20 protein-coding genes and 1 pseudogene are annotated in these 24,205 nt (G+C 64.7%); 2 read left to right on the forward strand and 19 right to left on the reverse strand.

Annotated elements, in window-relative coordinates:
- Window positions 1-29 precede the first annotated feature (29 nt).
- Window positions 30-833, forward strand: a complete 804-nt coding sequence (locus ACQKPE_RS04785) for a hypothetical protein (protein WP_427663670.1) — start codon at window positions 30-32, stop codon at window positions 831-833.
- On the opposite strand, the gene ACQKPE_RS04790 is transcribed toward ACQKPE_RS04785, so the two are convergent.
- Window positions 790-1,713: a LysR substrate-binding domain-containing protein gene (locus ACQKPE_RS04790; RefSeq protein ID WP_427663671.1), complete on the reverse strand. Its 924-nt coding sequence runs from the start codon at window positions 1,711-1,713 to the stop codon at window positions 790-792. The two genes, ACQKPE_RS04785 and ACQKPE_RS04790, sit on opposite strands and share 44 nt — an antisense overlap.
- Before the next feature lie 126 nt (window positions 1,714-1,839).
- Here ACQKPE_RS04790 and ACQKPE_RS04795 point away from each other — a divergent pair, with 126 nt between their 5' ends.
- The gene (locus ACQKPE_RS04795; RefSeq protein WP_427663673.1) at window positions 1,840-3,084 is read left to right on the forward strand and encodes an MFS transporter; all 1,245 of its coding nucleotides are present in this window, start codon (window positions 1,840-1,842) and stop codon (window positions 3,082-3,084) included.
- A 38-nt stretch (window positions 3,085-3,122) separates the two neighbouring features.
- Here the strand turns inward: ACQKPE_RS04795 and ACQKPE_RS04800 are convergent, their stop codons facing one another.
- From ACQKPE_RS04800 to ACQKPE_RS04885, 18 genes and pseudogenes are all read right to left on the reverse strand, one after another.
- The gene (locus ACQKPE_RS04800) at window positions 3,123-3,470 is read right to left on the reverse strand and encodes a YgiW/YdeI family stress tolerance OB fold protein (RefSeq protein ID WP_427663675.1); all 348 of its coding nucleotides are present in this window, start codon (window positions 3,468-3,470) and stop codon (window positions 3,123-3,125) included.
- A gap of 70 nt (window positions 3,471-3,540) precedes the next feature.
- On the reverse strand, window positions 3,541-3,999 hold the full coding sequence (gspM, locus tag ACQKPE_RS04805; protein ID WP_427663677.1) for a type II secretion system protein GspM: 459 nt from the start codon (window positions 3,997-3,999) through the stop codon (window positions 3,541-3,543).
- A gap of 8 nt (window positions 4,000-4,007) precedes the next feature.
- Window positions 4,008-5,123 (reverse strand): type II secretion system protein GspL, encoded by a 1,116-nt coding sequence (gspL, locus tag ACQKPE_RS04810; protein ID WP_427663679.1) that lies wholly within the window; start codon window positions 5,121-5,123, stop codon window positions 4,008-4,010.
- The gene (locus tag ACQKPE_RS04815) at window positions 5,120-5,971 is read right to left on the reverse strand and encodes a general secretion pathway protein GspK (protein ID WP_427663680.1); all 852 of its coding nucleotides are present in this window, start codon (window positions 5,969-5,971) and stop codon (window positions 5,120-5,122) included. The genes gspL and ACQKPE_RS04815 overlap by 4 nt, the downstream gene beginning before the upstream one ends.
- A complete protein-coding gene (gene gspJ, locus ACQKPE_RS04820) occupies window positions 5,968-6,561 on the reverse strand; it encodes a type II secretion system minor pseudopilin GspJ (RefSeq protein ID WP_427663682.1) in 594 nt (197 codons plus the stop codon). The genes ACQKPE_RS04815 and gspJ overlap by 4 nt, the downstream gene beginning before the upstream one ends.
- Window positions 6,548-6,922: a type II secretion system minor pseudopilin GspI gene (gspI, locus tag ACQKPE_RS04825; RefSeq protein ID WP_427663684.1), complete on the reverse strand. Its 375-nt coding sequence runs from the start codon at window positions 6,920-6,922 to the stop codon at window positions 6,548-6,550. Before gspI ends, gspJ begins: the two co-directional genes overlap by 14 nt.
- Entirely contained in the window at window positions 6,903-7,361 is a 459-nt protein-coding gene (locus ACQKPE_RS04830) for a prepilin-type N-terminal cleavage/methylation domain-containing protein (RefSeq protein ID WP_427663686.1), read from the reverse strand. The genes gspI and ACQKPE_RS04830 overlap by 20 nt, the downstream gene beginning before the upstream one ends.
- The gene (gene gspG / locus ACQKPE_RS04835) at window positions 7,349-7,795 is read right to left on the reverse strand and encodes a type II secretion system major pseudopilin GspG (protein ID WP_427663688.1); all 447 of its coding nucleotides are present in this window, start codon (window positions 7,793-7,795) and stop codon (window positions 7,349-7,351) included. Before gspG ends, ACQKPE_RS04830 begins: the two co-directional genes overlap by 13 nt.
- A 2-nt stretch (window positions 7,796-7,797) precedes the next feature.
- The gene (gene gspF, locus ACQKPE_RS04840) at window positions 7,798-9,000 is read right to left on the reverse strand and encodes a type II secretion system inner membrane protein GspF (RefSeq protein WP_427663690.1); all 1,203 of its coding nucleotides are present in this window, start codon (window positions 8,998-9,000) and stop codon (window positions 7,798-7,800) included.
- Window positions 9,001-9,005: 5 nt separating this feature from the next.
- Window positions 9,006-10,469, reverse strand: a complete 1,464-nt coding sequence (gene gspE, locus ACQKPE_RS04845; protein ID WP_427663692.1) for a type II secretion system ATPase GspE — start codon at window positions 10,467-10,469, stop codon at window positions 9,006-9,008.
- The gene (gene gspD / locus ACQKPE_RS04850; RefSeq protein ID WP_427663694.1) at window positions 10,466-12,307 is read right to left on the reverse strand and encodes a type II secretion system secretin GspD; all 1,842 of its coding nucleotides are present in this window, start codon (window positions 12,305-12,307) and stop codon (window positions 10,466-10,468) included. The genes gspE and gspD overlap by 4 nt, the downstream gene beginning before the upstream one ends.
- Complete coding sequence (locus ACQKPE_RS04855; RefSeq protein WP_427663696.1) at window positions 12,304-12,810, reverse strand: type II secretion system protein N; 507 nt, start codon at window positions 12,808-12,810, stop codon at window positions 12,304-12,306. The genes gspD and ACQKPE_RS04855 overlap by 4 nt, the downstream gene beginning before the upstream one ends.
- The gene (locus tag ACQKPE_RS04860) at window positions 12,807-13,316 is read right to left on the reverse strand and encodes a cytochrome b (RefSeq protein WP_427663697.1); all 510 of its coding nucleotides are present in this window, start codon (window positions 13,314-13,316) and stop codon (window positions 12,807-12,809) included. Before ACQKPE_RS04860 ends, ACQKPE_RS04855 begins: the two co-directional genes overlap by 4 nt.
- Window positions 13,317-13,366: 50 nt before the next feature.
- The gene (gbpA, locus tag ACQKPE_RS04865) at window positions 13,367-14,806 is read right to left on the reverse strand and encodes an N-acetylglucosamine-binding protein GbpA (RefSeq protein WP_427663699.1); all 1,440 of its coding nucleotides are present in this window, start codon (window positions 14,804-14,806) and stop codon (window positions 13,367-13,369) included.
- A 209-nt stretch (window positions 14,807-15,015) separates the two neighbouring features.
- Window positions 15,016-16,080: a uroporphyrinogen decarboxylase gene (gene hemE, locus ACQKPE_RS04870; protein WP_427663701.1), complete on the reverse strand. Its 1,065-nt coding sequence runs from the start codon at window positions 16,078-16,080 to the stop codon at window positions 15,016-15,018.
- A 166-nt stretch (window positions 16,081-16,246) separates the two neighbouring features.
- Window positions 16,247-17,666, reverse strand: a pseudogene (locus ACQKPE_RS04875) (FAD-dependent oxidoreductase).
- A gap of 106 nt (window positions 17,667-17,772) precedes the next feature.
- Complete coding sequence (gene gltB, locus ACQKPE_RS04880; RefSeq protein ID WP_427663703.1) at window positions 17,773-22,218, reverse strand: glutamate synthase large subunit; 4,446 nt, start codon at window positions 22,216-22,218, stop codon at window positions 17,773-17,775.
- 373 nt (window positions 22,219-22,591) lie between these two features.
- Window positions 22,592-24,199 carry an AAA family ATPase gene (locus ACQKPE_RS04885; RefSeq protein ID WP_427663705.1) on the reverse strand — a complete coding sequence of 536 codons (1,608 nt, stop codon included), beginning with the start codon at window positions 24,197-24,199 and terminating at the stop codon, window positions 22,592-22,594.
- Between the last annotated feature and the right edge of the window lie 6 nt (window positions 24,200-24,205).

Consider the following 24,205-nt stretch of genomic DNA (forward strand, 5'->3'; position numbering starts at 1 on the left):
CTTTTTTGACGACCTTTGGAGTGAAAGGAATGACTCGGTTCCACCGTATCCTCGCCGTGCTGGCCATGGCACTGCTGTTCGCCGGCTGCACCAGCAAGCCCGTCTACAACGCCAAGGAGCAGTTCTCCGGCAACCTCAACTTCACCGACGACCAGATGAAACGCGCCATCGTCACCGCCCTGAACGACCGCCAGTGGATCGTGCAGTCGGTGCGCCCGGGCATGGTCAAGGCCGAGATCACCGTGCGGGGCCGCCACCACGCCGAGGTCGACATTCCCTACAGCCCCACCGAGTTCCAGGTGGTCTACCGCAGCAGCTGGGGCCTGGACTACGACGACGGCAAGATCCACGGCAACTACAACCGCTGGGTCAACCGCCTGCGCGACAACATCCTCAAGGAGCTGTCGTTCGACCCCTACGTCGAGCAGCTGAACAGCAAGGGCTTCGTCAACCAGGGCGTGGACGCCCCCACCTACCTGAGCTTTAGCGAAGGGGTCAAGCGCGCCACCCAGGCCGGCGTGCTCGACGGCAGCGTGAAGTTCTACCTGGCCGGCGAAGCCCTGCCCGCCTCCACTCGCACCCTGAACCCGGTGAGCAGCAGCCGTAAGACCAACGGCAGCAACAAGAGCGACGTCGACGCCTGCTACTGGGCGCTGCAATCGGCCCTGGCGACCCTGCAGAACGCCGCGCGCAAGGCCGACGCCAATGCCGTGGTGAACATCGCCAGCGTCGACCAGCGCAACCTGTACAAGGACACCGAGAAATTCCAGTGCCGCGCCGGCACGCTGATCACGTCGGTGGCGCTGCGCGGCGACCTGGCCCAGGTGGACTGACCCCGCCGAGCAGCTCGGCGAAGGCCCTGGCCATCGCCGAGCCCGCCCCCTCGCGCTGCACCAGCCACACGGCAGTGTCGGCGCCTTCGTCCAGCAGCGTGCGATAGACCACGCCGTCAATGCGTATGCGCTGGAACGACGCCGGCAACACCGACACCCCCAGCCCCGCCGACACCAAGCCGATGATGGTCAGCGCCTCGCCCGCCTCCTGGGCGAAATGCGGGCTGAACCCTGCCTTGCCGGCCAGGCTCATCAACTGCGCATGCAGGCCGCTGCCATAGCTGCGCGGAAAGAACACGAACGGCTCGTGCGCCAGCGCCGCCATGTGCACGCCCGCTTCGCTACCCAGCGCCAGCGGGTGCGAGGCGTTGAGCACCGCCACCAGCGGCTCGCGGAACAGCTCGCTGACCACCAGCCCCTCGGGCACCGACAGCGGGCGCATCAGGCCAACCTCGATGGACTCGTCGAACACCCCTTCCACCACCTCGCGGCTGCTCATTTCCTTCAGGTGCAGGTGCACCGACGGGAAACGCTGGCGGAAGGCGTGGATCGCCTGGGGGATACGCGAGGTAAAAGGTGCCGAAGAGGTGAAGCCGATCTTCATTTCGCCCAGCTCGCCCAACTGCGCGCGACGCGCCACATCGGCGGCCTTGTCGACCTGGGCCAGCACCTGGCGCGCTTCATCCAGAAACAGGCGCCCAGCCTCGCTCAGCTCGACCCGCCGGTTGGTGCGCTCGAACAGGCGAGCGCCCAGTTCCTGCTCCAGGGCCTGGATCTGCTGGCTCAAGGGCGGTTGGGAAATGCCCAGTTGCTGGGCGGCGCGACCGAAGTGCAGTTCTTCGGCCACGGCGATGAAATAGCGCAGGTGACGCAGTTCCATGATCGGCTCCAAATGAGTCGCTGAACGTCTTAAATAGGTCGAACAATATATTGGATCTAATCATTAGCCAGCTATATGCTTTTTCTCAATTGCATCACCGGCCCTCCGTGCCTTGAGGTACTCGCTGTGAAATCCGCTGTAGCCCGCCTGCCCATCGACCCCGAGCCTGCACCCCTGAACGACATATGGATCGAGAAAGGCACCCCTGCCTTCATGAAGACCGTACTGGCGCTGTTCAGCGGCGGCTTCGCCACCTTCGCTTTGCTGTATTGCGTGCAGCCGATGATGCCGCTGCTGTCGCAGGAGTTCTCGATCAATGCCGCGCAGAGCAGCCTGGTGCTGTCGGTATCCACCGGCATGCTGGCCATCGGGCTGCTGATCACCGGGCCGATTTCCGACCGCATCGGGCGCAAGCCGGTGATGGTCTTCGCGTTGCTGTGCGCCGCGCTGTCGACCATGGCCAGTGCAATGATGCCCAGCTGGGAACTGCTGCTGGCCACCCGCGCCTTGGTGGGCCTGTCGCTGAGCGGCCTGGCGGCGGTGGCGATGACCTACCTGAGCGAGGAGATCCACCCGCAGCACATCGGCCTGGCCATGGGGTTGTACATTGGCGGCAACGCCATTGGCGGCATGAGTGGACGGCTGATCCTCGGCGTGCTGATCGACTTCGTCAGCTGGCACACGGCGATGCTGGTCATGGGTGGCCTGGCGCTGCTGGCAGCGGTAGTGTTCTGGAGGGTGCTGCCCGAGTCGCGCAATTTCCGCAGCCAGGCCCTCAACCCGCGCAGCCTGCTGGAGGGGTTCACCACGCACTTCAAGGACGCCGGTCTGCCCTGGCTGTTCCTCGAGGCCTTCTTGCTGATGGGCGCGTTCGTCACCCTGTTCAACTACATCGGCTACCGCCTGCTGGCCGAGCCCTACCACATGAACCAGGCGCTGGTGGGGCTGCTGTCGGTGGTGTACCTGTCGGGGATCTACAGTTCCGCCCAGGTGGGCGCGCTGGCCGACCGACTGGGGCGGCGCAAGGTGTTCTGGGCAAGCATCGTGGTGATGGCAGGCGGCATGCTGATGACCTTGGCCAGTCCACTGGCGATGGTGATCGTTGGCATGCTGGTGTTCACCTTCGGCTTCTTCGGCGCGCACTCGGTGGCGAGCAGCTGGATCGGCCGCCGCGCCTTGAAGGCCAAGGGGCAGGCGTCGTCGCTGTACCTGTTCTGCTACTACGTGGGGTCGAGCATCGCCGGGACGGCGGGCGGGGTGTTCTGGCACTACGCGGGGTGGAATGGCATCGGGCTGTTTATCGGCGCCCTGCTGGCAGTGGCGTTGGCGGTGGCGTTGAAGTTGAGTCGGTTGCCTGCCAAGACCGCCTGAAGCACCCTTCGCGGGAAACCCCGCGAAGGGCCGTCGGATCACTTGATGATTTCGACGATATCCACATCCACTTCACGGCTCATCAGGTGCTTCTCCACCTCGCCGGTCAGCTTGACCTTGGTCTTGTCGTCGAACGGAGTCGGCGGCAGGTCTTCGTTGTCGATCTCGACGGTGATGCTGTCGGTGTTGTCCTTGAACTCGTACTTGTCGTCGTTATCGATCTTCTTGGTCACGAAGCCTTGCAGCACCACCGGGGTGTCGTCGGCCGCGTCATTGGCGGCGGCGACGGTGGTCACCGGCTGGGCGCCTGGGCCGGTGTAGCTGGAGGCCAGGGCAGCGGTGCTGAACAGCGGCGCGAGGATCAGGGCGAGGTAGCGGGCTTTCATGGGGCAGTTCCTGTATGGGTTTCGATGGATACAGGCTAACCGCGTCGGCTGAAGCCAAGCTTAATGGCAATCACCCATCATCGAGCATACGGCCGATACGTGCCTGCAACTGGTCGTCGGCCGCCTGCAAGCGTATTTCGCTCAAGTCGGCGCCCTCCCGCTCCAAGGCCTGGAGCCAGCCCATCACGGTTTGCGGGGCCCCCTGCACGGTCATCGTCAACTGCTGGCCGTTGCTGTGCAGGTCGACGGTGGCCAGGCCCGCGGCTTGCGCCCGCTCGCTCAGGCGCGCTGCGGTCAAGGGGGGGCCAGCCTGTTGCACCGCTGCCGGGGTGCCCGACAGGCGCAGCAAGTGCTGGGCCAGCACTCGCTGCTGATGCAACCGCGCCTCAGCCAGCGCCAGGTGTTGCTGGCCCGGCAGCCATAGCCCCTGCCAGACCACGACCAGCGCCAAGCCCCAGGCCGCCGCCTTGAACGCCACGCGGCGGGCCGGCGGAATCTGCCGCCACGCCTGCTGCAACCGATCACCCATGCCTGCCATCATTGCCCTGACTCCCACACCAATGTCGCGCTGACCCGCTGCGCCTCCTGCTGCTGCGCCTGCCCCACCTGCACGCCGGGCAGGCGTTCGCGCAACCGTTCCAGGTCGTCGAAGCCCCGGGCGACCACCTCGACCCGCCAACCGTGGCTGGCCGTGCGTTCGGCCCGTTCGATCCACAGGCCACCGCTTTCCACCAGCGGCTCGCTGAGCAGCGCCAGACGCTGCATCGAGGTGGCTGGCTGTGGGCGTTGCACCAACTCGCTAACCTGGCGAGCCAGGTCGTCACGCGGTGGTTGGCCCGGCGCCCAGCGCTCGAAGGCGTTCACGTTGTCTTGATGCAATTGCGCGGCTTGCTGCTGCAACCACCCCGCACGCCAGTAATCGGCCAGGCACACCAACAACCCGGCCAGCAGGCACCCCGCCAGCAACCCTTGCCAGGGCAAAGACAGGCCGCGCGTCGGCGCGAAGATGCCCTGGCGCAGGTCGATGGCCTGCACCCGCCCCTCCCAGAGCAGGGCGAACGCATCGGCCACCGGTTCGTAGCTGCCCTCTTGCAACGCCTGCCCAGGCTCAGCCAGCCAGCTCACCTCGGGCATCGAGGCCGCCAGCACCTGCGCTGCGGCCGGGCTGAGCGCCAGGCGCTGGCGGTGCTTTCCACCCAATAGCCAACGCCCCTCCAGCCACAAGGCGGTAGGGTCGGCCGATGACAGCAGGTCGGCATCGGCCAGCACAGCCAGGGGCTCGACGCCCTGCGCGCGGACCCACGCCAGCACTTGCTCGAGGCACGCCCGGTCGATCGCCAGGCACGGGCGCGAACCGCTTTCGTCCGCAGCGCCAAAGGCCAGGTGAAGTTCCTCGAGGGGGGTGGCCAGCCGCTCTTCCACGGCAAACGCCAGGGCATCCCGGCCAGGCCGCCGCCCCGGCAGCGGGCCGGCCTGGCAATAGGCGAACAGCTCCATCGGCAGCACCAGGGCCACGTGGTGCCCGGCCAGCGCCGCCAGGTCATCCAGGCGAGACCGATACATCGAGCCGTCGGGTCGGCGAACCCGCACAGGCCAGCTTGCCTGCGCCGTGCCCACCCCTTCGGGCACCAGGTAGATTGCATACTCACTCATTCGACACCTGCCTGTCGTACTGTGGAAAACGCGCGCCGTAGCACCCGTAGTCGTTTCGTGTCGAAGTCCATCTCTACTTCGCTGTACAAATGCATGCGCTGCCCTTCCAGGTCGGCCTGCAGATTCACGCCGAACCAGCGGCTGCCCACCGTCAGGCCGCGCGCCGATGCCACCTCACCAAGCAGCGGGTCCTGGAGAAATTCCCGTACGCTGGCGTGGCCATCCTTGGGGCGCGCCTCGACCAATTGCCGGCCAGCAGCCGGTGTCACGCCCTCCAGTGCCGCAAGTACCTGTCCATTGGCAGTGTTGATGTTCAACCCGGCTTGCACAGGCAGCACCGTCACCCAGGGCCTGAGGCGCTCCAGAACCTTGGCATCGACGTCTGGCAGCTCCCTCAATTGGCTGACGTCGAAGAAGGGTTGCCCGTGCAGCGCTGCAAGGTCAGGAGGCGCGACACCGAGCGCGTCGCACAAACGCTGCCAGCGCGCGAACAGCACCGGGTCGGGCTCGCGGCTGCGGGTCAGTGCAGCGAGGTTGAAGCGCGCGGCCAGGTCCTCGACCTGCACCCGCAGGCGTACGTCGCCCAGGCTGAACAGCTGGGGTTGCGCCCACGGTTGCGCGTCGTGAATGACCCGCATGTCCTCCGCCAACCGCTCACGCAACAACCCCAGCGCGCGGTGCTCCGCCGCCATCAGCACTTGCAGGCCGCGTGAGGTCTCGGACTGCTGCGATACGCTGGCAATCAGCAACTGATGGCTGCGCAACATGCCGGCGACCAGCATCACCACCAGCGCCATGATCAGCAGCACGGTGATCAGCGCCAGCCCCTGTTGCCGCGCCCTCCTCACAGGCCCGCCCCCGCCAGAGGCAGCACGCGACGAACCTGCCGCACCCGCTCGGTAGACAGGGTGATCTCGATGGCCGCCGGAGGTACCTTGGCAGTCGCTGCGCCGGGCCAGTCAGCCTGCCAGCCACGCCCAGGCACGAACACCCGCCAGCGCAAGCTGGTGACGCCCTCGAGCAGGCGTTGCGCACGCCCCTCACCCGTCGAAAGGGTGACGCGTTGGCGCCACAGTACGCCGTCTTCGAGCCAGTACTGGGTCAGGCGCAAGTCGCTACGTGGCTGCAGGCGGCTGTCATGGCCATTGCTCGAGATCCAGCTCAACCGCTGCCCCTGTAACGCCAGGGCATAGTTGTGCTTCTTCAGCGTCGAGGGGAATACCCCCTGCAGGGCATCGCGCTGCAACAGGCCCATGGCCCTGGCCAGGCTTCGCACTTCGGCGGCCTGGCCTTGCCGGGCCAGGTCAGTACGCACCAGCGCATCGAATAGCCGCGTGCTGCCGGCGGCCAGCAAGGCGAAGATCGCCACGGCCAGCAGCAGCTCGATCAACGTGAAGCCACGCTGCCTGCGCTTGTCGCGCGGCTCAGTCCGGTTCATCGGGCAGCTCCAACCAGCCGTTGGCCTGGTGCAGTACCTGGCCGTCTGCGGCACGGGCGGCCCGCACCTCTACCTCCAGCACACCCGGCCCGGTTCGGCGTCGCTCCTCCAGGTGCCAGCGCTGCTCGGCAAACTCGACCGTGAGCGTGCGCTGCCCCGGCCCAGGGGTGGCCTGAAGGCGCATTTCAGTGAGGTGGTTGTCCGCCACCCAGCTGGCGTACAAGCGGTCACGCAATTGCTGCGACTGCTGTAGCACGTGCTGCATGGCCAGGCTCGCCGCAGAGGCCAGTACCGCGAAGATCGCCAGCGCGACCATCACCTCCAGCAAGGTGAAGCCCCGTTCAGCAGCCGAGTTGCGCATTGAGACCATCGCTGACCACACAGGCCAGGGCCTCGTCGCCCTGGCTGAAGTACAAGGTGAACGGCACATGCTCTTCGTCGCCGGCCAGCACCAGCTGGGCAGGTCCGTCCAAGGCCCGCGTGTCGTCCAGGCGCAGGTGCAACGCCAACTCGCTCGACTGTGGCTTGCCGCCCCCGCGCCAGCCCTGCTCGGTCAGCCGAGCCAGGCGATAGCCGTGCTCGTCGACCTGGATGCCCAGGGTTTGCCCCTGCAACGTGGCCTGCTCACGGACATGCTCGAAGAATTGCAGGAACAACTGCGCCTCCTGCGCAGCCAGGCGCTGCGGACTGCGCGTTGGCGCCAGCCCGGCCATGCCGATCACCACCCCCAGCACCGCCAGCACCAGCAGCAGCTCCAGCAAGGTGAAGCCACGGCTGCGCCGCAGCGTCATGGCGCCCATTTACCGATATCGGCGTCCAGACCCTCGCCGCCGGGCTGGCCGTCGGCGCCGAAGGAGTACAAGTCGAAGCCCTGGTTGGAGCGTGTGCCTGGGCTCAGGTACTGGTAGTAGCTGCCCCAAGGGTCGACAGGCAGGCTCTTGAGGTAGCCCTGGGCGTTCCACAGGCGTGGCAGCGGTGCTTGCGTCGGGCGCGTCACCAGCGCCTCCAGGCCCTGCGAAGTGGTGGGGTAGCGGCCATTGTCGAGGCGGTAGATTTCCAGCGCGGTGGAGATCGATTGCAGGTCGGTGCGCACCGCAGTGGCCTTGGCGTGGTCCGGGCGGCTCATGACGTTGGGCAGCACCAGGCCGCCGAGCACGCCCAGAATGATGACCACCACCATGATTTCGATAAGGGTGAAACCGCCTTGGCGGCGGCGAGGGTTACGAGGGGGCATATTCAGGAAACCAATTGGTTGAGGTTAAGGATCGGCAGCAGGATGGCCAGCACGATGAACAGCACGATGCCGCCCATGACCAGCAGCATCAGCGGCTCGCACAGGCTGACCAGCAGCGAGATGCGCGAGGCGAGGTGTTTTTCTTGCAGGTCGGCGGCGCGCTCGAGCATGGCTTCCAGCTCGCCGGCCCGTTCGCCACTGGCGATCATGTGCAAGGTCAAGGGCGGCAGCGCCGCGCAATGGGTCAGGCTGGTGGCCAGGCTGGCGCCTTCGGCGACCTCCTGGGCGGCACTGACCAGGCGTTCGCGCAGGGCCAGGTTGCTGGTGACCGCCGTACCGATGTGCATGGCGTCCACCAGGGCCACGCCGCTGCGCCCGAGGGTGGCCAGCGTGGCGACGAAACGTGCGGCATCGCTGGCGCGGATGAAATCGCCCAGCAGCGGCAGGCGCAGGGCCAGCGCGTCCCAACGTGCACGCCGGGTGGGCTGGTGCAGCGCCCAGCGGGCCGCCGCCACGCAGCCCAGCAACGCCGCCAGAGTGAGCAGGCCGAAACGCCCGGTGAACTCGCTGAGGCCGATCAACAGCTGTGTGGCGAAGGGCAGCTGCGCCTGGTCGCGGGCAAAGGCCTGGACCACATCAGGTACCACGTAGCCCAGCAGGAACCCCACCACCAGCAACGACACCAGCAGCAGGATCACCGGGTAGACCATCGCCAGCTGCACCTTCTGGCGCAGCGCCTGCTGGCGCTCGCCATGGTCGGCCAGGCGCTCGAACACATCCGGCAGGTAGCCCGAGCGTTCGGCCGCCGCCACCGTGGCCCGGTACACCATGGGGAAAGCCTGGGGAAACTGGCCCAGGGCATCGGCCAGGGTGTGCCCCTGGGTCACCCGCTCGTTCACCGCGTGCATCAGCTGGCTGACCTCGCGCTGCTCGCTCTGCGAGGCAACCGCCTGCAGGGCTTCGCTCAACGGCATGCTGGCATGCAGCAAGGTTGCCAACTGGCGAGTGACGATCGCCAGCTGGGTTGCCCCCAGGCGCTTGCCGGGCAACCAGCCGCTCGGCCAGCGCAAGCGTACCGGGCGAATCGACAGCACCTGCAAGCCGCGCTCACGCAGATGTTGCCGAGCCTGTCGGGCGCTGGGGGCTTCGAGGGTGCCGCGCTGGCGTGCGCCCTGGCTGTCCTGGGCGTCGTACCTGAACTGCATGCCGCTCACTCCTGCCCCGCCACGCGCAGCAGCTCCTCGACGCTGGTCTGCCCTTCACAGACGCGCTGCACGCCGTGCTCGAACAGGCTTGGGGTGGACTGGCGCACCCGCTCGAGCATCTGCGCTTGCGAAGCACGCCCATGGATCGCCTCGGCCAGCTCCGGCGTCACCAGCACCAGTTCGTGCAGCGCCAAGCGCCCACTGTAGCCATGCTGGCAGTGCTCGCAGCCGTGTGCCCGATAAACCTGCGCCGGCAACTCGCGCGGCTGGCCGAGCAAGCCTGCGGTGACCGCGTCCACCTCGACCGCGACCTTGCAGTGCGCGCATAACTGGCGCACCAGGCGCTGGGCCATTACCCCCGACAGCGACGATGCCAGCAGGCAGGTGTCCACGCCCATATCGGCCAAGCGGGTGATGGCACCCAGGGCACTGTTGGTGTGCAGGGTCGACAGCACCAGGTGGCCGGTCAGCGAGGCCTGCACGGCGATCTCGGCGGTTTCCCGGTCGCGGATCTCGCCCACCATCACCACGTCAGGGTCTTGCCGCAGGATCGCCCGCAGGCCCCTGGCGAAGGTCATGTCGACCTTGGCGTTGACCTGGGTCTGGCCGATGCCGGGCAGGTGGTACTCGATCGGGTCTTCGACGGTAAGGATGTTGCGCGTAACCTGGTTCAGCACCGACAGCGCGGTGTACAGCGTGGTGGTCTTGCCCGAGCCGGTGGGGCCGGTGACCAGGAAAATGCCATGGGGCTTTTCCAGCAGCTGCAGGAAGCCCTCCCGGGTGCGCGGCTGCATCTGCATGTGCTCCACGTCCAGGCGCACTGCCTGTTTGTCCAGCAAGCGCAGCACCACCCGCTCGTCGTGGGCAGCGGGCAAGGTCGAGACACGCACGTCCACCTCGTGCCCGGCCAGGCGCAGACTGATGCGGCCATCCTGGGGGATGCGCTTCTGCGCGATGTCCAGCTTGGCCATGACCTTGATCCGCGACACCAGCAAGGCCGACAGCGCCCGCGGCGGCGACAGCACTTCGCGCATCACCCCGTCGATGCGCATGCGCACGCGCAACTGCTGCTCGAAGGTTTCCAGGTGGATATCCGAGGCCCTCGACCTGACCGCTTCGCTGAGCAAGGCGTTGAGCAGGCGGATGATCGGCGCGTCGTCCTGCTGGTCGAGCAGGTCGCTGGTTTGCGGCAATTCTTCGGCCAGGCGCGCGAGGTCCAGATGCTGGTCGATGCCCTGCACCACAGTCTGCGCAGCGTCCTGGGCGTTGCCATAGCAGCGGGCCAGGCGCTCGGCGAAGCCCTCGGCATCCACGTGACGCAACGGCCAGGTGCTGCCGACCAGGCGGCAGGCTTCGGACAACGATGCCAGCGAGGCGTCTTCGCGCATCAGCAAGGTGGGCGGCTCGGCCTGGTGGTCGAACAGCACGCCATGGCGCCTGGCAAACGCGAAAGGTAGACGCTCGCTCATGGGCGCTCGCCCGCCGCATCAGGTTCGGGCTTGTCGAACAGTTCGCGCACGTTATCTGGCATTGAAGGTGCACCGGGGGCGCGAACGTCTCGGTAGGCACGCTGGCCAGCCTCGGTCAGTTGCTGCTGGCTGCGCAGGATGGTCGGGCGCAGGAACACCATCAGGTTGGTTTTTTCCTCGATGTCTCGCTGCCAGCGGAACAGTCCGCCGATCAAGGGCAGGCGTCCGAGCAACGGCACGCTGCGCTGTTCGGCACGCACGCTGTCCTTGATCAGGCCGCCGATCACGATGATCTCGCCATCGGCGGCGAGGATGGTGCTCTTGAGGGTGCGCTTGTTGGTGGTCTGCCCGCCTTCTGCCGCGAGCGGACCCAGTTCCGAGCTTTCCTGCTCGACCTCCAAACGCAGGCTACGCCCTTCGTTGATGTATGGACGCACCTTCAGGCTGATACCGATGTCCTGTCGCTCGTAGGTGTTGAAGGGGTTTTCCGCGCCGCTGCCGGGCGTGGTATAGCTGCCGGACTTGAACGGCACGTTCTGCCCGACCAGGATCTGCGCTTCCTGGTTGTCCAGGGTCACCAGGCTGGGCGTGGACAGCAGGTTGCTGCGGGTGTTGCTGGCCAAGGCGCTGACCAGCGCGGCGAAACGGTCGGAGCCGATCGCCAGCGCAGCGCCTGCCGGCAGCGCTTCACCGCCCAGCAACGCCGGCAGCGAGGCACCGCTGTCGGGGAAGGTGATGCCACCCCTGAGGCTGCCGCGGTCGACGCCCCATTGCAGGCCCAGGGCCTCGTTGATATTGCCGCTGACTTCGACGATGGCGGCATGAATCAGCACTTGTGCACGCGGCTGGTCAAGTTGCTGGATGATCTGCTCCAGGCCGCGCAGCACTTCCGACTCCCCCAGAAGCACTAGGGCGTTCTGATTGATATCCGCCTTCACCGCAGCTTTCTCCGGCAGGCTGTCGAGCCCCTTGCGCTCGGTGGTCGGCTTGCCATCCAGGCGCCCGCCAACCTCCGCCAGCACTTCGGCCAACTGCTCGGCATTGCTGTGCTGTAGGCGCACCACCCGCCAGTTCTGCGAGGCTTGCGGCGTCGGTACATCCAGCGAGCGCACCAGCTGTGCCAGACGCTGCCTGGACTGGGTGGGGCCGAGCACCAGCACCCGGTTGCTGCGGGTATCGGCAAGCACCCGTACGCCACTCTCCGGGCCACCCGCCGCCGCTTCCAGCACCGCCAGCAACTCGCTGGCCTGGCCATGGCGCAGCACCACCACTTCGTAGTCGTGGCGCTGGCCGCTATCCAGTTGCGCGACCAGGGTCGCCAGGCGCTCCAGGTTGGCTTGCGAGTCGGTCACCACCAGGGCATTGGCCGAGCTGGAGGGGCCGATATAGCCATTGCTCGACACCAGCGGGCGCAGCAACCCCGCCAGGTCGGCGGCCAGGCTGCCCTGCAGGCTGAACACGCGGGTGGTGAAGGCCGCCGGTATGGCGTCCATCTGCTGGCTGGCCCAGGCCTTGGCCTCGCTGGCCGGCAATACCAACAGGCGCTCGTCGTCGTTCACGGCGGCGAAGCCATGGGCGTTGAGCACCGAGTAGAACAGCCGGCGAATGCCCTCGCGGTCCAGCCGCTCGTTGGACAGCACGGTGATACGGCCCTGCACGCGTGGGTCGAGAATGATCGGCTGGTCGAGGATTGCACCGACCTCGCGCACCACATCCCGCACGTCGGCATCGCTCATCGCCATTTGCCAGGTGGCTTCGTCCTGCGCATTGGCAAACATGCAAGCCAAGGAAAGAGATGCGCTGAGCGAGGCCAGCCGCAGCATTCGCCGAATAGTCATTGGTGTTTCCGCAAAAGAAGAAGTGAAGAAGTGGAGGCCGGTTGCTGCGGCGTATCCATGCCGACCGGTCGCAGCAAGGTGCCGGTGGCGCCTGCCAGGGCCAGGGTTTCTTCCCGACCCTCGACCCACAGCGTGATTGCGCGCGCTTCGATACGCCGCACCACGCCACCGCCGGGCAGGCGGTCGCCGACGCGGTAGATCGCGTCCTTGGCGTTATTGGAAATCAGCGCACGCGCTTCACCGAGGCTGGAAACGAAACTGGCCTTGAGGGTGATGTCAGAGCGAGTGGAGGCCTTCGCATCAACGGCCTGGAAGCCGAACGCCAGCGCCATTGTGGCGGCTGGCAGGGGGCCCTGCGTGTCGACAGCGGCTGGCGAGCCCAGCATTGGCAGCGGCGCTTGCCAATGCGCCCGCGCCTGTCCCTCCCGCCAAAGCAGGAACGCCCCCATCAATGCAGGTAGCGCCACCCAGACCGCGTGGCGCCGAGAACTGGCCCAGTTCAAAGCCACATCCTTTGCAGGATGCGCCGCCCGGAGAGTTCATGCTTGATCACAGCCGCCACGTGCAACATGACCAAGGCCGCCAGCAGAGCGCAGCTGAACACGTGCACGTCGAACCACAGGTGCAGCCAGAAATGGTCCTTGAGCAGGGGTTCGAGGATGAACAATCCCAGGTCAATGCCACGGTGCATCATCAGGATGCCCGACAGCAGCACCACGGCGGTCAACCCATACAGGCCCAGGTGGGTGAAGTGAGCGACGACCGACCTCCAGCCCTCGCCATTCGCGTCTCTGGGTGCTGGCCCAACGATGCGGAAATAGCAACGCAGGAGGAACACGGGGATGAACAAGGTGCCCACTATGGCGTTGAGCTGCGCGACCTGCTCGAAAGTGGCGAGGTCTACGTCAAGTAGCGAGACAGCGAAACCGCTGGCCAGGGCCCAGAGGATGACCACCGCCGAGAGCCAGTGGAGCAGCAGTTGCTGCCAGCAATATTTTTCGTTGTTCATGGCGATGTCTGCACATGAAAAGGGGCGCCCGCAAAGGCGCCCCCTTTACATCAGCGCAGGTCCCAGGCCATGGTCCAATTCGAGCCCGTGCCGGGTTCGAATTGAGTGGCGGAGGGGCTCCACTGGTTGCAATACCCGGAGTACGGGAATGGCTTGCACTCGTAGATCTCGCCAGTCTTCGGCTGGAACACCTTGTCACCGGCCTGGTAGCTGCCGACCGACTCGGGGAAGGTGTACTGGTAGTCGCCGCCCTCGCGCACGATCAGCTCCAGCTCGTGTTCCTGCTGCAGCAGCACCTTGTCGTCCTTGTTCCGACCAACCAGCTTCAGCACGTGCTTGCCTTCGCCGCTGGTGGCTTTCAGGGCGAATGGCACAGTGGCCGAGTTCACGTCCAGGGCCTGGAAGCCGACCTGCTTGTTGTTCGCATCGAACAGCGTTGCACGGACTTTCAGGTCGCGGTTGGTCATCACCGAGAAGTCGACGGTGGCTTCGCCATCCTTCAGCACGTATTCCGGCTTCAGGCCATGCTGGTGCATGTAGGCGTCTTCCGGGCTGCCTTCAAAGGCGAACTCGTAGTTCGATACACCACTTTCCTGCTTGGCGTAGATGATGTTCGGGCCACGCTGCGGTGCGATGTTGCCTTCGGCATCCTTACGTCCGGCGCTGATGAGCGTCTGGGTAGCGTTGATCTTGTTTGCGAGCTTGTACGACCAGTTCTCCGCGATACCATCCTGAATGTTATCGATGCTGATGCTGGCGCTGTACTCTGCGGACTCAGCACCACCGATGAACGCCCGGGCCGTGACCTTGTCGCCCAATTTCAGGTTGCGATGGGGGTTGATGCTACTGACTTGCCGCCACTCTGGCGCAGGACCACCGTCCACCTTGATATCGACATCTATGGCTTTATAGAAGGCCTTGTCGGTATCTCCCACAGTCCAGACACCAAGGATCACATGGTGCCCGGATCGATCAGAGGGTATCGCACAGGTATGCTTAGGTTGAGACGGGTCATGAGCTTCCTTGTTTTGGCCGTCAAAGGAACAGAACGGCGTGAGATCGAAGGATGCACGCGTCAGCGGAGCATTCGGGTTCCAGTCGTTCTTGGTGATGAAGTATTCCCACCCCCTGGTTACATGACCCACGATGTAATGCCACTTGAACTCGATTTCATGCTTGTCGAGTTGCATCAGGTGCCAGCGGTTGGCAGCTTGCTCGTTGAGTGCAGAGAACATACCGTCGCCACCGATAATGGTACCGTCGACCGGCCCACTGGCAGGGAAGCCCTCAAGCAATTCGCCAGCACTTTGCGGTTCATATTGGGCCTGCCCGCAATTCAAATTCACGAGAAGCTGGCAATTGAAATCTCGAGAGGGCGGATCCTGAATGTAACCATGGGCATTGACCACCTGCGGCAGCAGGGCGGTACCGGCGATAGCAGCGTATATGCTGCTGGCCAAGAGTCGGTTTCTTAGAACTACTTGCTTCATGCAAAGACCTCCAGACGCACATCTAGGCTAAAACCCGCAGGATCATGTCCGGATTGACACAAGAGCCTGCTGGGAGCGCGAAGATTAGGTGAGTGCTGGAGACGGTAATGTAGGGTTAATCTGGGTCGACTACCGAAATTTTCTCGGTAACCGTGTGGGAAGCCCGACAGCCCGTTGCAGGCCTAGCGGCTCCCCACATGCCAGATCAATCAGCGGTGGTAGTCAGCCGAGAGCTCGTGCACGGCATTGATGAACACACCCGCGTGCTCCGGGTCGACTTCCGGGGTAATCCCATGGCCCAGGTTGAACACATGCCCGCTGCCATGGCCATAGCTTTCCAGAATACGCGCCACTTCGGCACGAATCGCCTCAGGCTTGGCGTACAGCACGGTCGGGTCCATGTTGCCTTGCAGCGCAACCTTGTCGCCGACCCGACGACGGGCATCGCCGATCTCGCAGGTCCAGTCCAGGCCCAGGGCGTCGGCACCGGCCTCGGCGATGCTTTCCAGCCACAGGCCGCCGTTCTTGGTGAACAGGATCACCGGCACCTTGCGCCCTTCGTGCTCGCGGATCAGCCCGCTGACGATCTTGCGCATGTAGGCCAGCGAGAATTCCTGGTAGGCCGCCGCCGACAGCGCGCCGCCCCAGGTGTCGAAGATCTGCACGGCTTGGGCGCCTGCGAGGATCTGCCCATTGAGGTAGGCAGTGACCGCCTGGGCCAGCTTGTCCAACAGCAGGTGCATGGCCTGTGGGTTGTCGTAGAGCATCGCCTTGGTCTTGCGAAAATCCTTGGACGAGCCGCCTTCGACCATGTAGGTGGCCAGCGTCCAGGGGCTGCCGGAGAAGCCGATCAGCGGCACGCGGCCATTGAGCTCGCGGCGGATGGTGCTGACCGCGTCCATGACGTAGCCCAGGTCTTTCTGCGCATCGGGAATCGGCAACGCCTCGATGTCGGCCGGGGTGTTGACGACCTTCTTGAAACGCGGGCCTTCGCCGGTTTCGAAGTACAGGCCCTGGCCCATGGCGTCGGGGATGGTGAGGATGTCCGAGAAGAGGATCGCCGCGTCCAGCGGGTAGCGGTCCAGCGGCTGCAGGGTCACTTCGCAGGCGAACTGTGCGTTCTTGCACAAGCTCATGAAGTCTCCGGCCTTGGCGCGGCTGGCGCGGTATTCCGGGAGGTAGCGGCCGGCCTGGCGCATCATCCAGACCGGGGTGACGTCTACGGGCTGCTTGAGCAGTGCACGCAGGAAACGATCGTTCTTCAGGGCAGTCATGTCGGCATCCGGGGAAAATGTGCCGGGCATTTTCTCAGACGGCAACGCAAAAGGCACGGCTGTAGCCATGGCTTTTGTCTATTGGATGCGGTGGATCAAGGTTTTTTGTATACAGAAATGCGCCAGGAACCTGTGGGGTTTCCCCCACAGGGCCTGAGGAAGTCTTTCAGACTTCCAGGTAGTCCAGGATGCCTTCGGCGGCGTTGCGCCCCTCGAAGATGGCCGTTACCACCAGGTCCGAACCGCGCACCATGTCGCCACCGGCGAACACTTTCGGGTTGCTGGTCTGGTGCTTGAACTTGGCCTTCTCCGGTGCAACCACGCGGCCTTGGCTGTCCAGTTGGATATTATGCTGCTCGAACCACGGCGCCGGGCTTGGGCGGAAGCCGAAGGCGATCACCACGGCATCGGCCGGCAGGATCTCCTCGGAGCCGGGGATCGGCTCAGGGCTGCGGCGGCCACGGGCATCCGGCTCGCCGAGACGGGTCTCGACCACCTTCACGCCTTCGACCTTGTCCTCGCCGACAATAGCGATAGGCTGGCGGTTGTAGAGGAACTTCACGCCTTCTTCCTTGGCGTTCTTCACCTCTTTGCGCGAACCCGGCATGTTCGCCTCGTCACGACGATAGGCGCAGGTCACCGACTTGGCGCCCTGGCGAATCGACGTGCGGTTGCAGTCCATCGCGGTGTCGCCACCGCCAAGCACCACCACCTTCTTGCCTTGCATGTCGACGAAGTCTTCCGGCGACTTCTCGAAGCCCAGGTTGCGGTTGACGTTGGCGATCAAAAAATCCAGTGCGTCGTGCACGCCCGGCAGGTCTTCGCCCGGGAAGCCGCCCTTCATGTAGGTATAGGTGCCCATGCCCATGAACACTGCGTCGTACTCGGCGAGCAGCTGTTCCATGGTGATGTCCTTGCCCACCTCGGTGTTCAGGCGGAATTCGATGCCCATGCCGGTGAAGACTTCGCGGCGGTTGCTCAGCACGGTCTTTTCCAGCTTGAACTCGGGGATGCCGAAGGTCAGCAGGCCACCGATCTCGGGGTTCTTGTCGTACACCACCGGGGTCACCCCCTGCACGCACCAGCACGTCGGCGCAGCCCAGGCCCGCAGGGCCCGCGCCGATGATGGCGACGCGCTTGCCGGTGGGCTTGACCTTGGACATGTCCGGACGCCAGCCCATGGCGAAGGCGGTGTCGGTGATGTACTTCTCCACCGAGCCGATGGTCACCGCGCCGAAGCCATCGTTCAGGGTGCAGGCACCCTCGCACAGACGGTCTTGCGGACAAACGCGGCCACACACCTCGGGCAGGGTGTTGGTCTGGTGCGAAAGCTCCGCGGCGGCCAGGATGTTGCCCTCGGACACCAGCTTCAGCCAGTTGGGGATGAAGTTGTGTACCGGGCACTTCCACTCGCAGTACGGGTTACCGCAGCCCAGGCAGCGGTGTGCCTGCTCGACGGACTGCTGTGGCTTGAAGGGTTCGTAGATTTCCACGAACTCCTTCTTGCGCTGACGCAGCAGCTTTTTCTTGGGGTCTTTACGCCCCACTTCGATGAACTGGAAGTCGTTGCTCAGACGTTCAGCCATTTTTCAAAACCTCTTTACCGCAGTTGCCGGCATCTGCCGCAAGCTGCAAGACGATCACTTGAGCCGGGCAGGCCCCGCGCACGGGGCCTGCCACTTGCAGCTGTTGTTACTGCGGGTTGGCACGGGTGCTGGACAGCAGTTGCTTGAGATTGGCCGCTTTCGGCTTGACCAGCCAGAAGCGCCGCACGTAGTCGTCCAGGTTCTCGGAGAGCTCACGCCCCCACTCGCTGCCGGTCTCTTCCACGTATTCGCCCAGGACCCGCGCCAGGTGGCTGCGGTAGGCCTCCATCGCCTCACCACTGATGCGCTGGATTTCCACCAGCTCATGGTTGAGTTTGTCGAAGAAGGTGTTGTCCATGTCGAGCACGTAGGCGAAGCCGCCCGTCATGCCAGAACCGAAGTTGTAACCGGTCTTGCCCAGGACGCAGACAAAGCCGCCGGTCATGTATTCACAGCAGTGATCGCCGGTGCCCTCGACCACAGCGTGGGCGCCGGAGTTACGTACAGCGAAGCGCTCGCCCGCGGTACCGGCGGCGAACAGCTTGCCGCCAGTGGCGCCGTACAGGCAGGTGTTGCCGACAATGGCGCTGTGCTGGGTTTCGAACGGGCTACCGGCTGGCGGCACGATGGTCACCTTGCCACCGGTCATGCCCTTGCCGACGTAGTCGTTGGCATCGCCTTCCAGGTGCAGGTTCAGGCCACCGGCGTTCCACACGCCGAAGCTCTGCCCGGCAGTGCCCTTGAAGCGGAAGGTGATCGGCTTGGCGGCCATGCCCTGGTTGCCGTGCAGCTTGGCGATTTCGCCAGAGATGCGCGCACCGATGGAGCGGTCGCAGTTGCAGATGTCGAGCGCGAACTCGCCACCTGCCTGGTCGCGAATGGCCGGCAGGGCCATTTCCACCATCTTCTCGGCCAGCTCGCCCTTGTCGAACGGCGGGTTCTTGTCGACTTCGCAGAACTGCGGCTTGTCGGCCGGAATGTACGAGCTGCCCAGCAGCGGCGACAGGTCGAGGTAGCGCTGGCGCTCGGTGTCGCCTGGTAGCACATCGAGCAGGTCGGTGCGGCCGATCAGTTCGCCCAGGCTGCGCACGCCCAGCTTGGCCAGCCACTCACGGGTTTCCTCGGCGACGAAGGTGAAGAAGTTGATCACCATGTCGACGGTGCCGATGTAGTGGTCCTTGCGCAGCTTGTCGTTCTGGGTGGCAACGCCAGTGGCGCAGTTGTTCAGGTGACAGATGCGCAGGTACTTGCAGCCCAGAGCGATCATTGGCGCGGTGCCGAAGCCGAAGCTCTCGGCGCCGAGAATGGCCGCCTTGATCACGTCGAGGCCGGTCTTCAGGCCGCCGTCGGTCTGTACCCGCACCTTGCCGCGCAGGTCGTTGCCGCGCAGGGTCTGGTGGGTTTCGGCCAGGCCCAGTTCCCACGGGGCGCCGGCGTACTTGATCGAGGTCAGCGGCGAAGCGCCGGTGCCGCCATCGTAGCCAGAGATGGTGATCAGGTCGGCGTAGGCCTTGGCCACGCCAGCGGCGATGGTACCAACGCCAGCTTCTGCCACCAGCTTGACCGAGACCAGCGCCTGTGGGTTGACCTGCTTGAGGTCGAAGATCAGCTGCGACAGGTCTTCGATCGAGTAGATGTCGTGGTGCGGCGGCGGCGAGATCAGGGTCACGCCAGGCACCGCATAACGCAGCTTGGCGATCAGGCCATTGACCTTGCCGCCAGGCAGCTGACCGCCTTCACCCGGCTTGGCGCCCTGGGCAACCTTGATCTGCAGCACTTCGGCATTGACCAGGTATTCCGGGGTCACACCGAAGCGGCCGGTGGCCACTTGCTTGATCTTCGAGCTCTTGATGGTGCCGTAGCGGGCCGGATCTTCGCCGCCCTCACCGGAGTTGGAGCGCGCGCCCAGGCGGTTCATCGCCTCGGCCAGCGCTTCGTGGGCCTCCGGCGACAGTGCGCCCAGGGAAATACCGGCGGAGTCGAAGCGCTTGAGGATTTCCTCCAGCGGCTCGACCTGCTCCAGCGCCAGCGGCTGGTCGGCAACCTTGACCTTGAGCAGGTCACGGATCATCGACACCGGACGCTGGTCGACCAGCTCGGTGTATTCCTTGAACTTGGCGTAGTCGCCCTTCTGCACCGCAGCCTGCAAGGTGTTGACCACGTCAGGGTTGTAGGCGTGGTACTCGCCACCGTGCACGAACTTCAGCAGGCCACCTTGCTGGATCGGCTTGCGCGCGCTCCAGGCTTCGGCCGCCAGCAGCTTCTGGTCGCTTTCCAGGTCTTCGAAGCGCGCGCCTTTGATACGGCTTGGCACACCCTTGAAACTCAGGCTGGTGACTTCGTCAGACAAGCCGATGGCTTCGAACAGCTGGGCGCCACGGTACGACGCGACAGTGGAGATGCCCATCTTCGACAGGATCTTCAGCAGGCCCTTGGAAATACCCTTGCGGTAGTACTTGAACACTTCGTCCAGGTCGCCCAGCACCTCGCCGGTGCGGATCAGGTCCGCCAGCACTTCGTAGGCCAGGTACGGGTAGACGGCCGAGGCACCGAAGCCCAGCAGCACGGCGAAGTGGTGCGGGTCGCGGGCGGTGGCGGTTTCTACCAGGATGTTGCTGTCGCAGCGCAGGCCCTGTTCGGTCAGGCGGTGGTGCACCGCACCGACAGCCAGCGAAGCATGCACCGGCAGCTTGCCCGGGGCGATGTAGCGGTCGCTCAGCACCAGCTGGGTCTTGCCGCTGCGCACCGCTTCCTCGGCCTGGTCGGCGATGTTGCGGATGGCCGCTTCCAGGCCGAGGCTTTCTTCGTAGTTGAGGTCGATCAGCTGGCGCTCGAAACCAGGGCGGTCGAGGTTCATCAGCGAACGCCACTTGGCAGGCGAGATGACCGGCGAGCTGAGGATCACCCGCGAGGCGTGCTCGGGGGATTCCTGGAAGATGTTGCGCTCGGCACCCAGGCAGATTTCCAGCGACATGACGATCGCTTCGCGCAGCGGGTCGATCGGCGGGTTGGTGACCTGGGCGAACTGCTGGCGGAAGAAGTCGTACGGCGAACGCACGCGCTGCGACAGCACGGCCATCGGCGTGTCGTCGCCCATCGAGCCGACCGCTTCCTGGCCTTGCTCGCCGAGCGGACGCAGCACCTGGTCACGCTCCTCGAAGGTGACCTGGAACATCTTCATGTATTGCTTGAGCTGGTCGGCGTCGTAGCTGGCCACGCCCTGGTCGTCGGTCAGCGTCGCCTGGATACGCAGGGCGTGCTGACGCAGCCAGCGCTTGTAGGGGTGACGCGACTTCAGGCGGTTGTCGATGGCATCGGTGTCGAGGATCTGGCCGGTCTCGGTGTCTACCGCGAAGATCTGGCCCGGCCCGACACGGCCCTTGGCCACGACGTCCTCGGGCTGGTAGTTCCACACGCCGATTTCCGAAGCCAGGGTGATGTAGCCATTCTTGGTGGTGACCCAGCGTGCCGGACGTAGGCCGTTGCGGTCGAGCAGGCACACCGCGTGGCGGCCTTCGGTCATCACGATACCGGCCGGGCCGTCCCACGGCTCCATGTGCATGGAGTTGTATTCGTAGAAGGCGCGCAGGTCTGCGTCCATGGTCTCGACGTTCTGCCAGGCCGGCGGCACCAGCATGCGCACGCCACGGAACAGGTCGATGCCGCCAGTGACCATCAGCTCGAGCATGTTGTCCATGCTCGAGGAGTCCGAGCCCACGCGGTTAACCAGCGGGCCGAGCTCTTCGAGGTCGGGGATCAGGTCGTTGGCAAACTTGGTGCGACGGGCCATGGCCCAGTTGCGGTTGCCGGTGATGGTGTTGATCTCGCCGTTGTGGGCGAGGAAGCGGAACGGCTGCGCCAGCGGCCATTTCGGCAGGGTATTGGTGGAGAAGCGCTGGTGGAACACGCAGATCGCGGTTTTCAGGCGCTCGTCGCTGAGGTCTGGATAGAAGGCGGTAAGGTCCGCCGGCATCATCAGGCCTTTGTAGATGATGGTCTTGTGCGAGAAGCTGCAGATGTAGTGGTCGGCGTCGTGGGCGTTGGCCACGGACGAACGGCGACGGGCGCTGAACAGCTTGATCGCCAGTTCCTGGTCGCTCAGGCCTTCGCCGCCGATGAACACCTGCTCGATCTGCGGCAGGCGCTCCAGGGCCAAGCGGCCGAGCACGCTGGTATCGATCGGCACCTTGCGCCAGCCGACCAGGGTCAGGCCGGCCGCCTGGATCTCGCGGTCCATGTTGGCGCGGGCGGCTTCGGCTTTGACCGGGTCCTGGTTGAAGAACACCATGCCGACGGCGTACTGCTTGGGCAGTTCGACGGCGAAGTGCTCTTGGGCCACGGCACGCAGGAACAGGTCGGGCTTCTGCATCAGCAGGCCACAACCGTCACCGGTCTTGCCGTCTGCGTTGATCCCACCACGGTGGGTCATGCAGGTCAGGGCCTCTACGGCAGTTTGCAGAAGGTGGTGGCTCGGCTCGCCCGTCATGTGGGCAATCAGGCCGAAACCACAGTTATCCTTGAATTCTTCGGGATGGTACAGACCTGTTTTCATAGACACTTTCTCACCAGGTTCGCCTCTCAACCAAGGCAAATCTCTTTTTAGTACAACCACTTACCATCCACGCCAGTCGAATGCCAGCTTTTTGCGGTGGGCAATGGGAAACCATTGTTGCACAGCGACAGGGAAGCCCACAAATTTTAACGACGCATCGTTGAAAATTTATGTCGCATTTTTGAATGTTTTTGAGCCCTGGGCCGTGGTGCGGCTTAGCTTCGATCTGAAGCGATTCAGATATGACTGCAACGAAAGGCTTTTGGCCGGCAGTCTGGGACAGAAAAGCCTGCCGCGCATGAACGCAGCAGGCTGGTCGGTATCCGGGGTTCGCTCAGCAACTGGGCGGCGGGGTAGTGCCACCCGGAAGGTATCAGCGGGCCGTGGCCAGCTCTTGTTGGACGCTGGCGACAGTGCGAGGCCAAGGTTTACCAGCCTGGACCTTGGCTGGCAAGTTCTTGATTGCCGCAGCGGCCGCATCACGGCTGGCGAAATTGCCATAGGTGACGACATACAGCGGCTTGCCCTGCAGGGTTTTCTTGAAGTAGCGATAGTCGCCACCCTGCGCCTTGACGAACGATTGGGCCGAAGCCTCGGAGCTGGTACCCAGTATCTGAACCACGTAGTTACCGGGTTTCTGCCCTGCGTACCAGCCGCTATTGCCCGCGCCACCGGCAGCGGCTTTCTCTACAGGCTTGGCGCTGGCGACCTGGGTTGGTGCAGGTTTGGCGGGCGCAGGCGCAACCGGCTTGGCGGGCTGGGTTGCAACCGAATTTTGTGTCGGAGCAACCGGCGCCGTAGCGATTGGCTGAGCCGGCGTTGGTGCTGGGCCAGCGGTTGCACCTTGTGGTGGCGCAGTGGTGGTGACGGTGGGTGGAACGGCAGCAGAGGGTGCAGACGGCTGCAGCGCGGTGTCATCCGCCGGGCCACCTTCTTCACCATCGCCCATGCCCGCCGCCTGGGCCAGCGGCTCGCGCATCACCGGCTGCGACTGCCCGACCAGGGGCAAAGGCATCGGCTGTGAGTTGCCGGAGAATTCGATGGCTGGGCTGCCGCTACCGGTCTGGCCGCCCTGCCCCAGTGGCAACTGGGCTTGCGCAGCAGGCGCGTCGGTCGGCGCCTTGTCACTTTTCTTGGGCATCAGAACGGCTGCGGCGACAGCGACCACGACGACAGCAGACAGTGCGAGCACGTGTTTCATAGGCATTTTGAACCCCATGGATGGTCGCTTCGCCGTTGTGCGGCTGGCGATCATGGTTTCGATCAAGGTATCGCGGGCGACCTGGTTGATGTTTCCTGGCCAGCCGTCGGAGTTTTCATGGATCTCGACGATCTGCTCGCGGGTGAACACCTCGATGCCCCGGCCTGCACCTTCCAGGCGCTGCTCCAGGTACTCACGGGTCTCTTCCTCGCTATAGGGGGCAAGCTCGACGATATGGAAACGTTCTTCCTCGACGTTGAGCTCATCCAACCCGGCGATCAGCGACGGCTCACCGAACAGGAACACATGCGGACGGCCTTCCGGCACGCCCCCGGCCAGTTCCAGCAACGCTTGGAGTGCCGACTCCTCGAGTTGTTCCGCATCGTCCACCAATAGATAGACTTCCTGCCCGGTCAGCGCCAACTGCACCACTTGGGACAGGATCGCCTGCACCTCGAGCTGGGCCACGCCCAATGCCTGGGCGACCTGGCTCAGTACGCTGGCGGCGTCGGCGGCACCACGCGCGGACACCACCACGCTTTGCACCGACTGTTTATTGGTGCTGGCCACCAGGGCCTGGCGCAGCAGGGTCTTGCCACTGCCCACTGGGCCTGTGACCACCAGCATCAGCTGGCTGTAGCGGGCCAGGTGATGGAGCTGGCCGAGCACCGGCTTGCGCTGGGCGGGGAAGAACTTGAAGCCGGGCACACGTGGCGCAAACGGATCGTGGCTCAACTGGTAATGGTCGAGAAACGCCTCATCGGCATGCAAACTGGTCATTGCGCT

It is taken from the genome of Pseudomonas sp. NPDC089554 (assembly GCF_050280645.1).
Lineage (GTDB): Bacteria > Pseudomonadota > Gammaproteobacteria > Pseudomonadales > Pseudomonadaceae > Aquipseudomonas.

Bases quoted from the DNA above. Each gene is read 5' to 3' on its own strand.
- ACQKPE_RS04785 (WP_427663670.1), top strand. From the start codon at position 30: ATGACTCGGTTCCACCGTATCCTCGCCGTGCTGGCCATGGCACTGCTG.
- ACQKPE_RS04790 (WP_427663671.1), bottom strand. From the start codon at position 1,713: ATGGAACTGCGTCACCTGCGCTATTTCATCGCCGTGGCCGAAGAACTG.
- ACQKPE_RS04800 (WP_427663675.1), bottom strand. From the start codon at position 3,470: ATGAAAGCCCGCTACCTCGCCCTGATCCTCGCGCCGCTGTTCAGCACC.
- gspM (WP_427663677.1), bottom strand. From the start codon at position 3,999: ATGGGTGATCGGTTGCAGCAGGCGTGGCGGCAGATTCCGCCGGCCCGC.
- gspL (WP_427663679.1), bottom strand. From the start codon at position 5,123: ATGAGTGAGTATGCAATCTACCTGGTGCCCGAAGGGGTGGGCACGGCG.
- gspJ (WP_427663682.1), bottom strand. From the start codon at position 6,561: ATGAACCGGACTGAGCCGCGCGACAAGCGCAGGCAGCGTGGCTTCACG.
- gspI (WP_427663684.1), bottom strand. From the start codon at position 6,922: ATGCGCAACTCGGCTGCTGAACGGGGCTTCACCTTGCTGGAGGTGATG.
- ACQKPE_RS04830 (WP_427663686.1), bottom strand. From the start codon at position 7,361: ATGGGCGCCATGACGCTGCGGCGCAGCCGTGGCTTCACCTTGCTGGAG.
- gspG (WP_427663688.1), bottom strand. From the start codon at position 7,795: ATGCCCCCTCGTAACCCTCGCCGCCGCCAAGGCGGTTTCACCCTTATC.
- gspF (WP_427663690.1), bottom strand. From the start codon at position 9,000: ATGCAGTTCAGGTACGACGCCCAGGACAGCCAGGGCGCACGCCAGCGC.
- gspE (WP_427663692.1), bottom strand. From the start codon at position 10,469: ATGAGCGAGCGTCTACCTTTCGCGTTTGCCAGGCGCCATGGCGTGCTG.
- gspD (WP_427663694.1), bottom strand. From the start codon at position 12,307: ATGACTATTCGGCGAATGCTGCGGCTGGCCTCGCTCAGCGCATCTCTT.
- ACQKPE_RS04860 (WP_427663697.1), bottom strand. From the start codon at position 13,316: ATGAACAACGAAAAATATTGCTGGCAGCAACTGCTGCTCCACTGGCTC.
- gbpA (WP_427663699.1), bottom strand. From the start codon at position 14,806: ATGAAGCAAGTAGTTCTAAGAAACCGACTCTTGGCCAGCAGCATATAC.
- hemE (WP_427663701.1), bottom strand. From the start codon at position 16,080: ATGACTGCCCTGAAGAACGATCGTTTCCTGCGTGCACTGCTCAAGCAG.
- gltB (WP_427663703.1), bottom strand. From the start codon at position 22,218: ATGAAAACAGGTCTGTACCATCCCGAAGAATTCAAGGATAACTGTGGT.
- ACQKPE_RS04885 (WP_427663705.1), bottom strand. From the start codon at position 24,199: ATGACCAGTTTGCATGCCGATGAGGCGTTTCTCGACCATTACCAGTTG.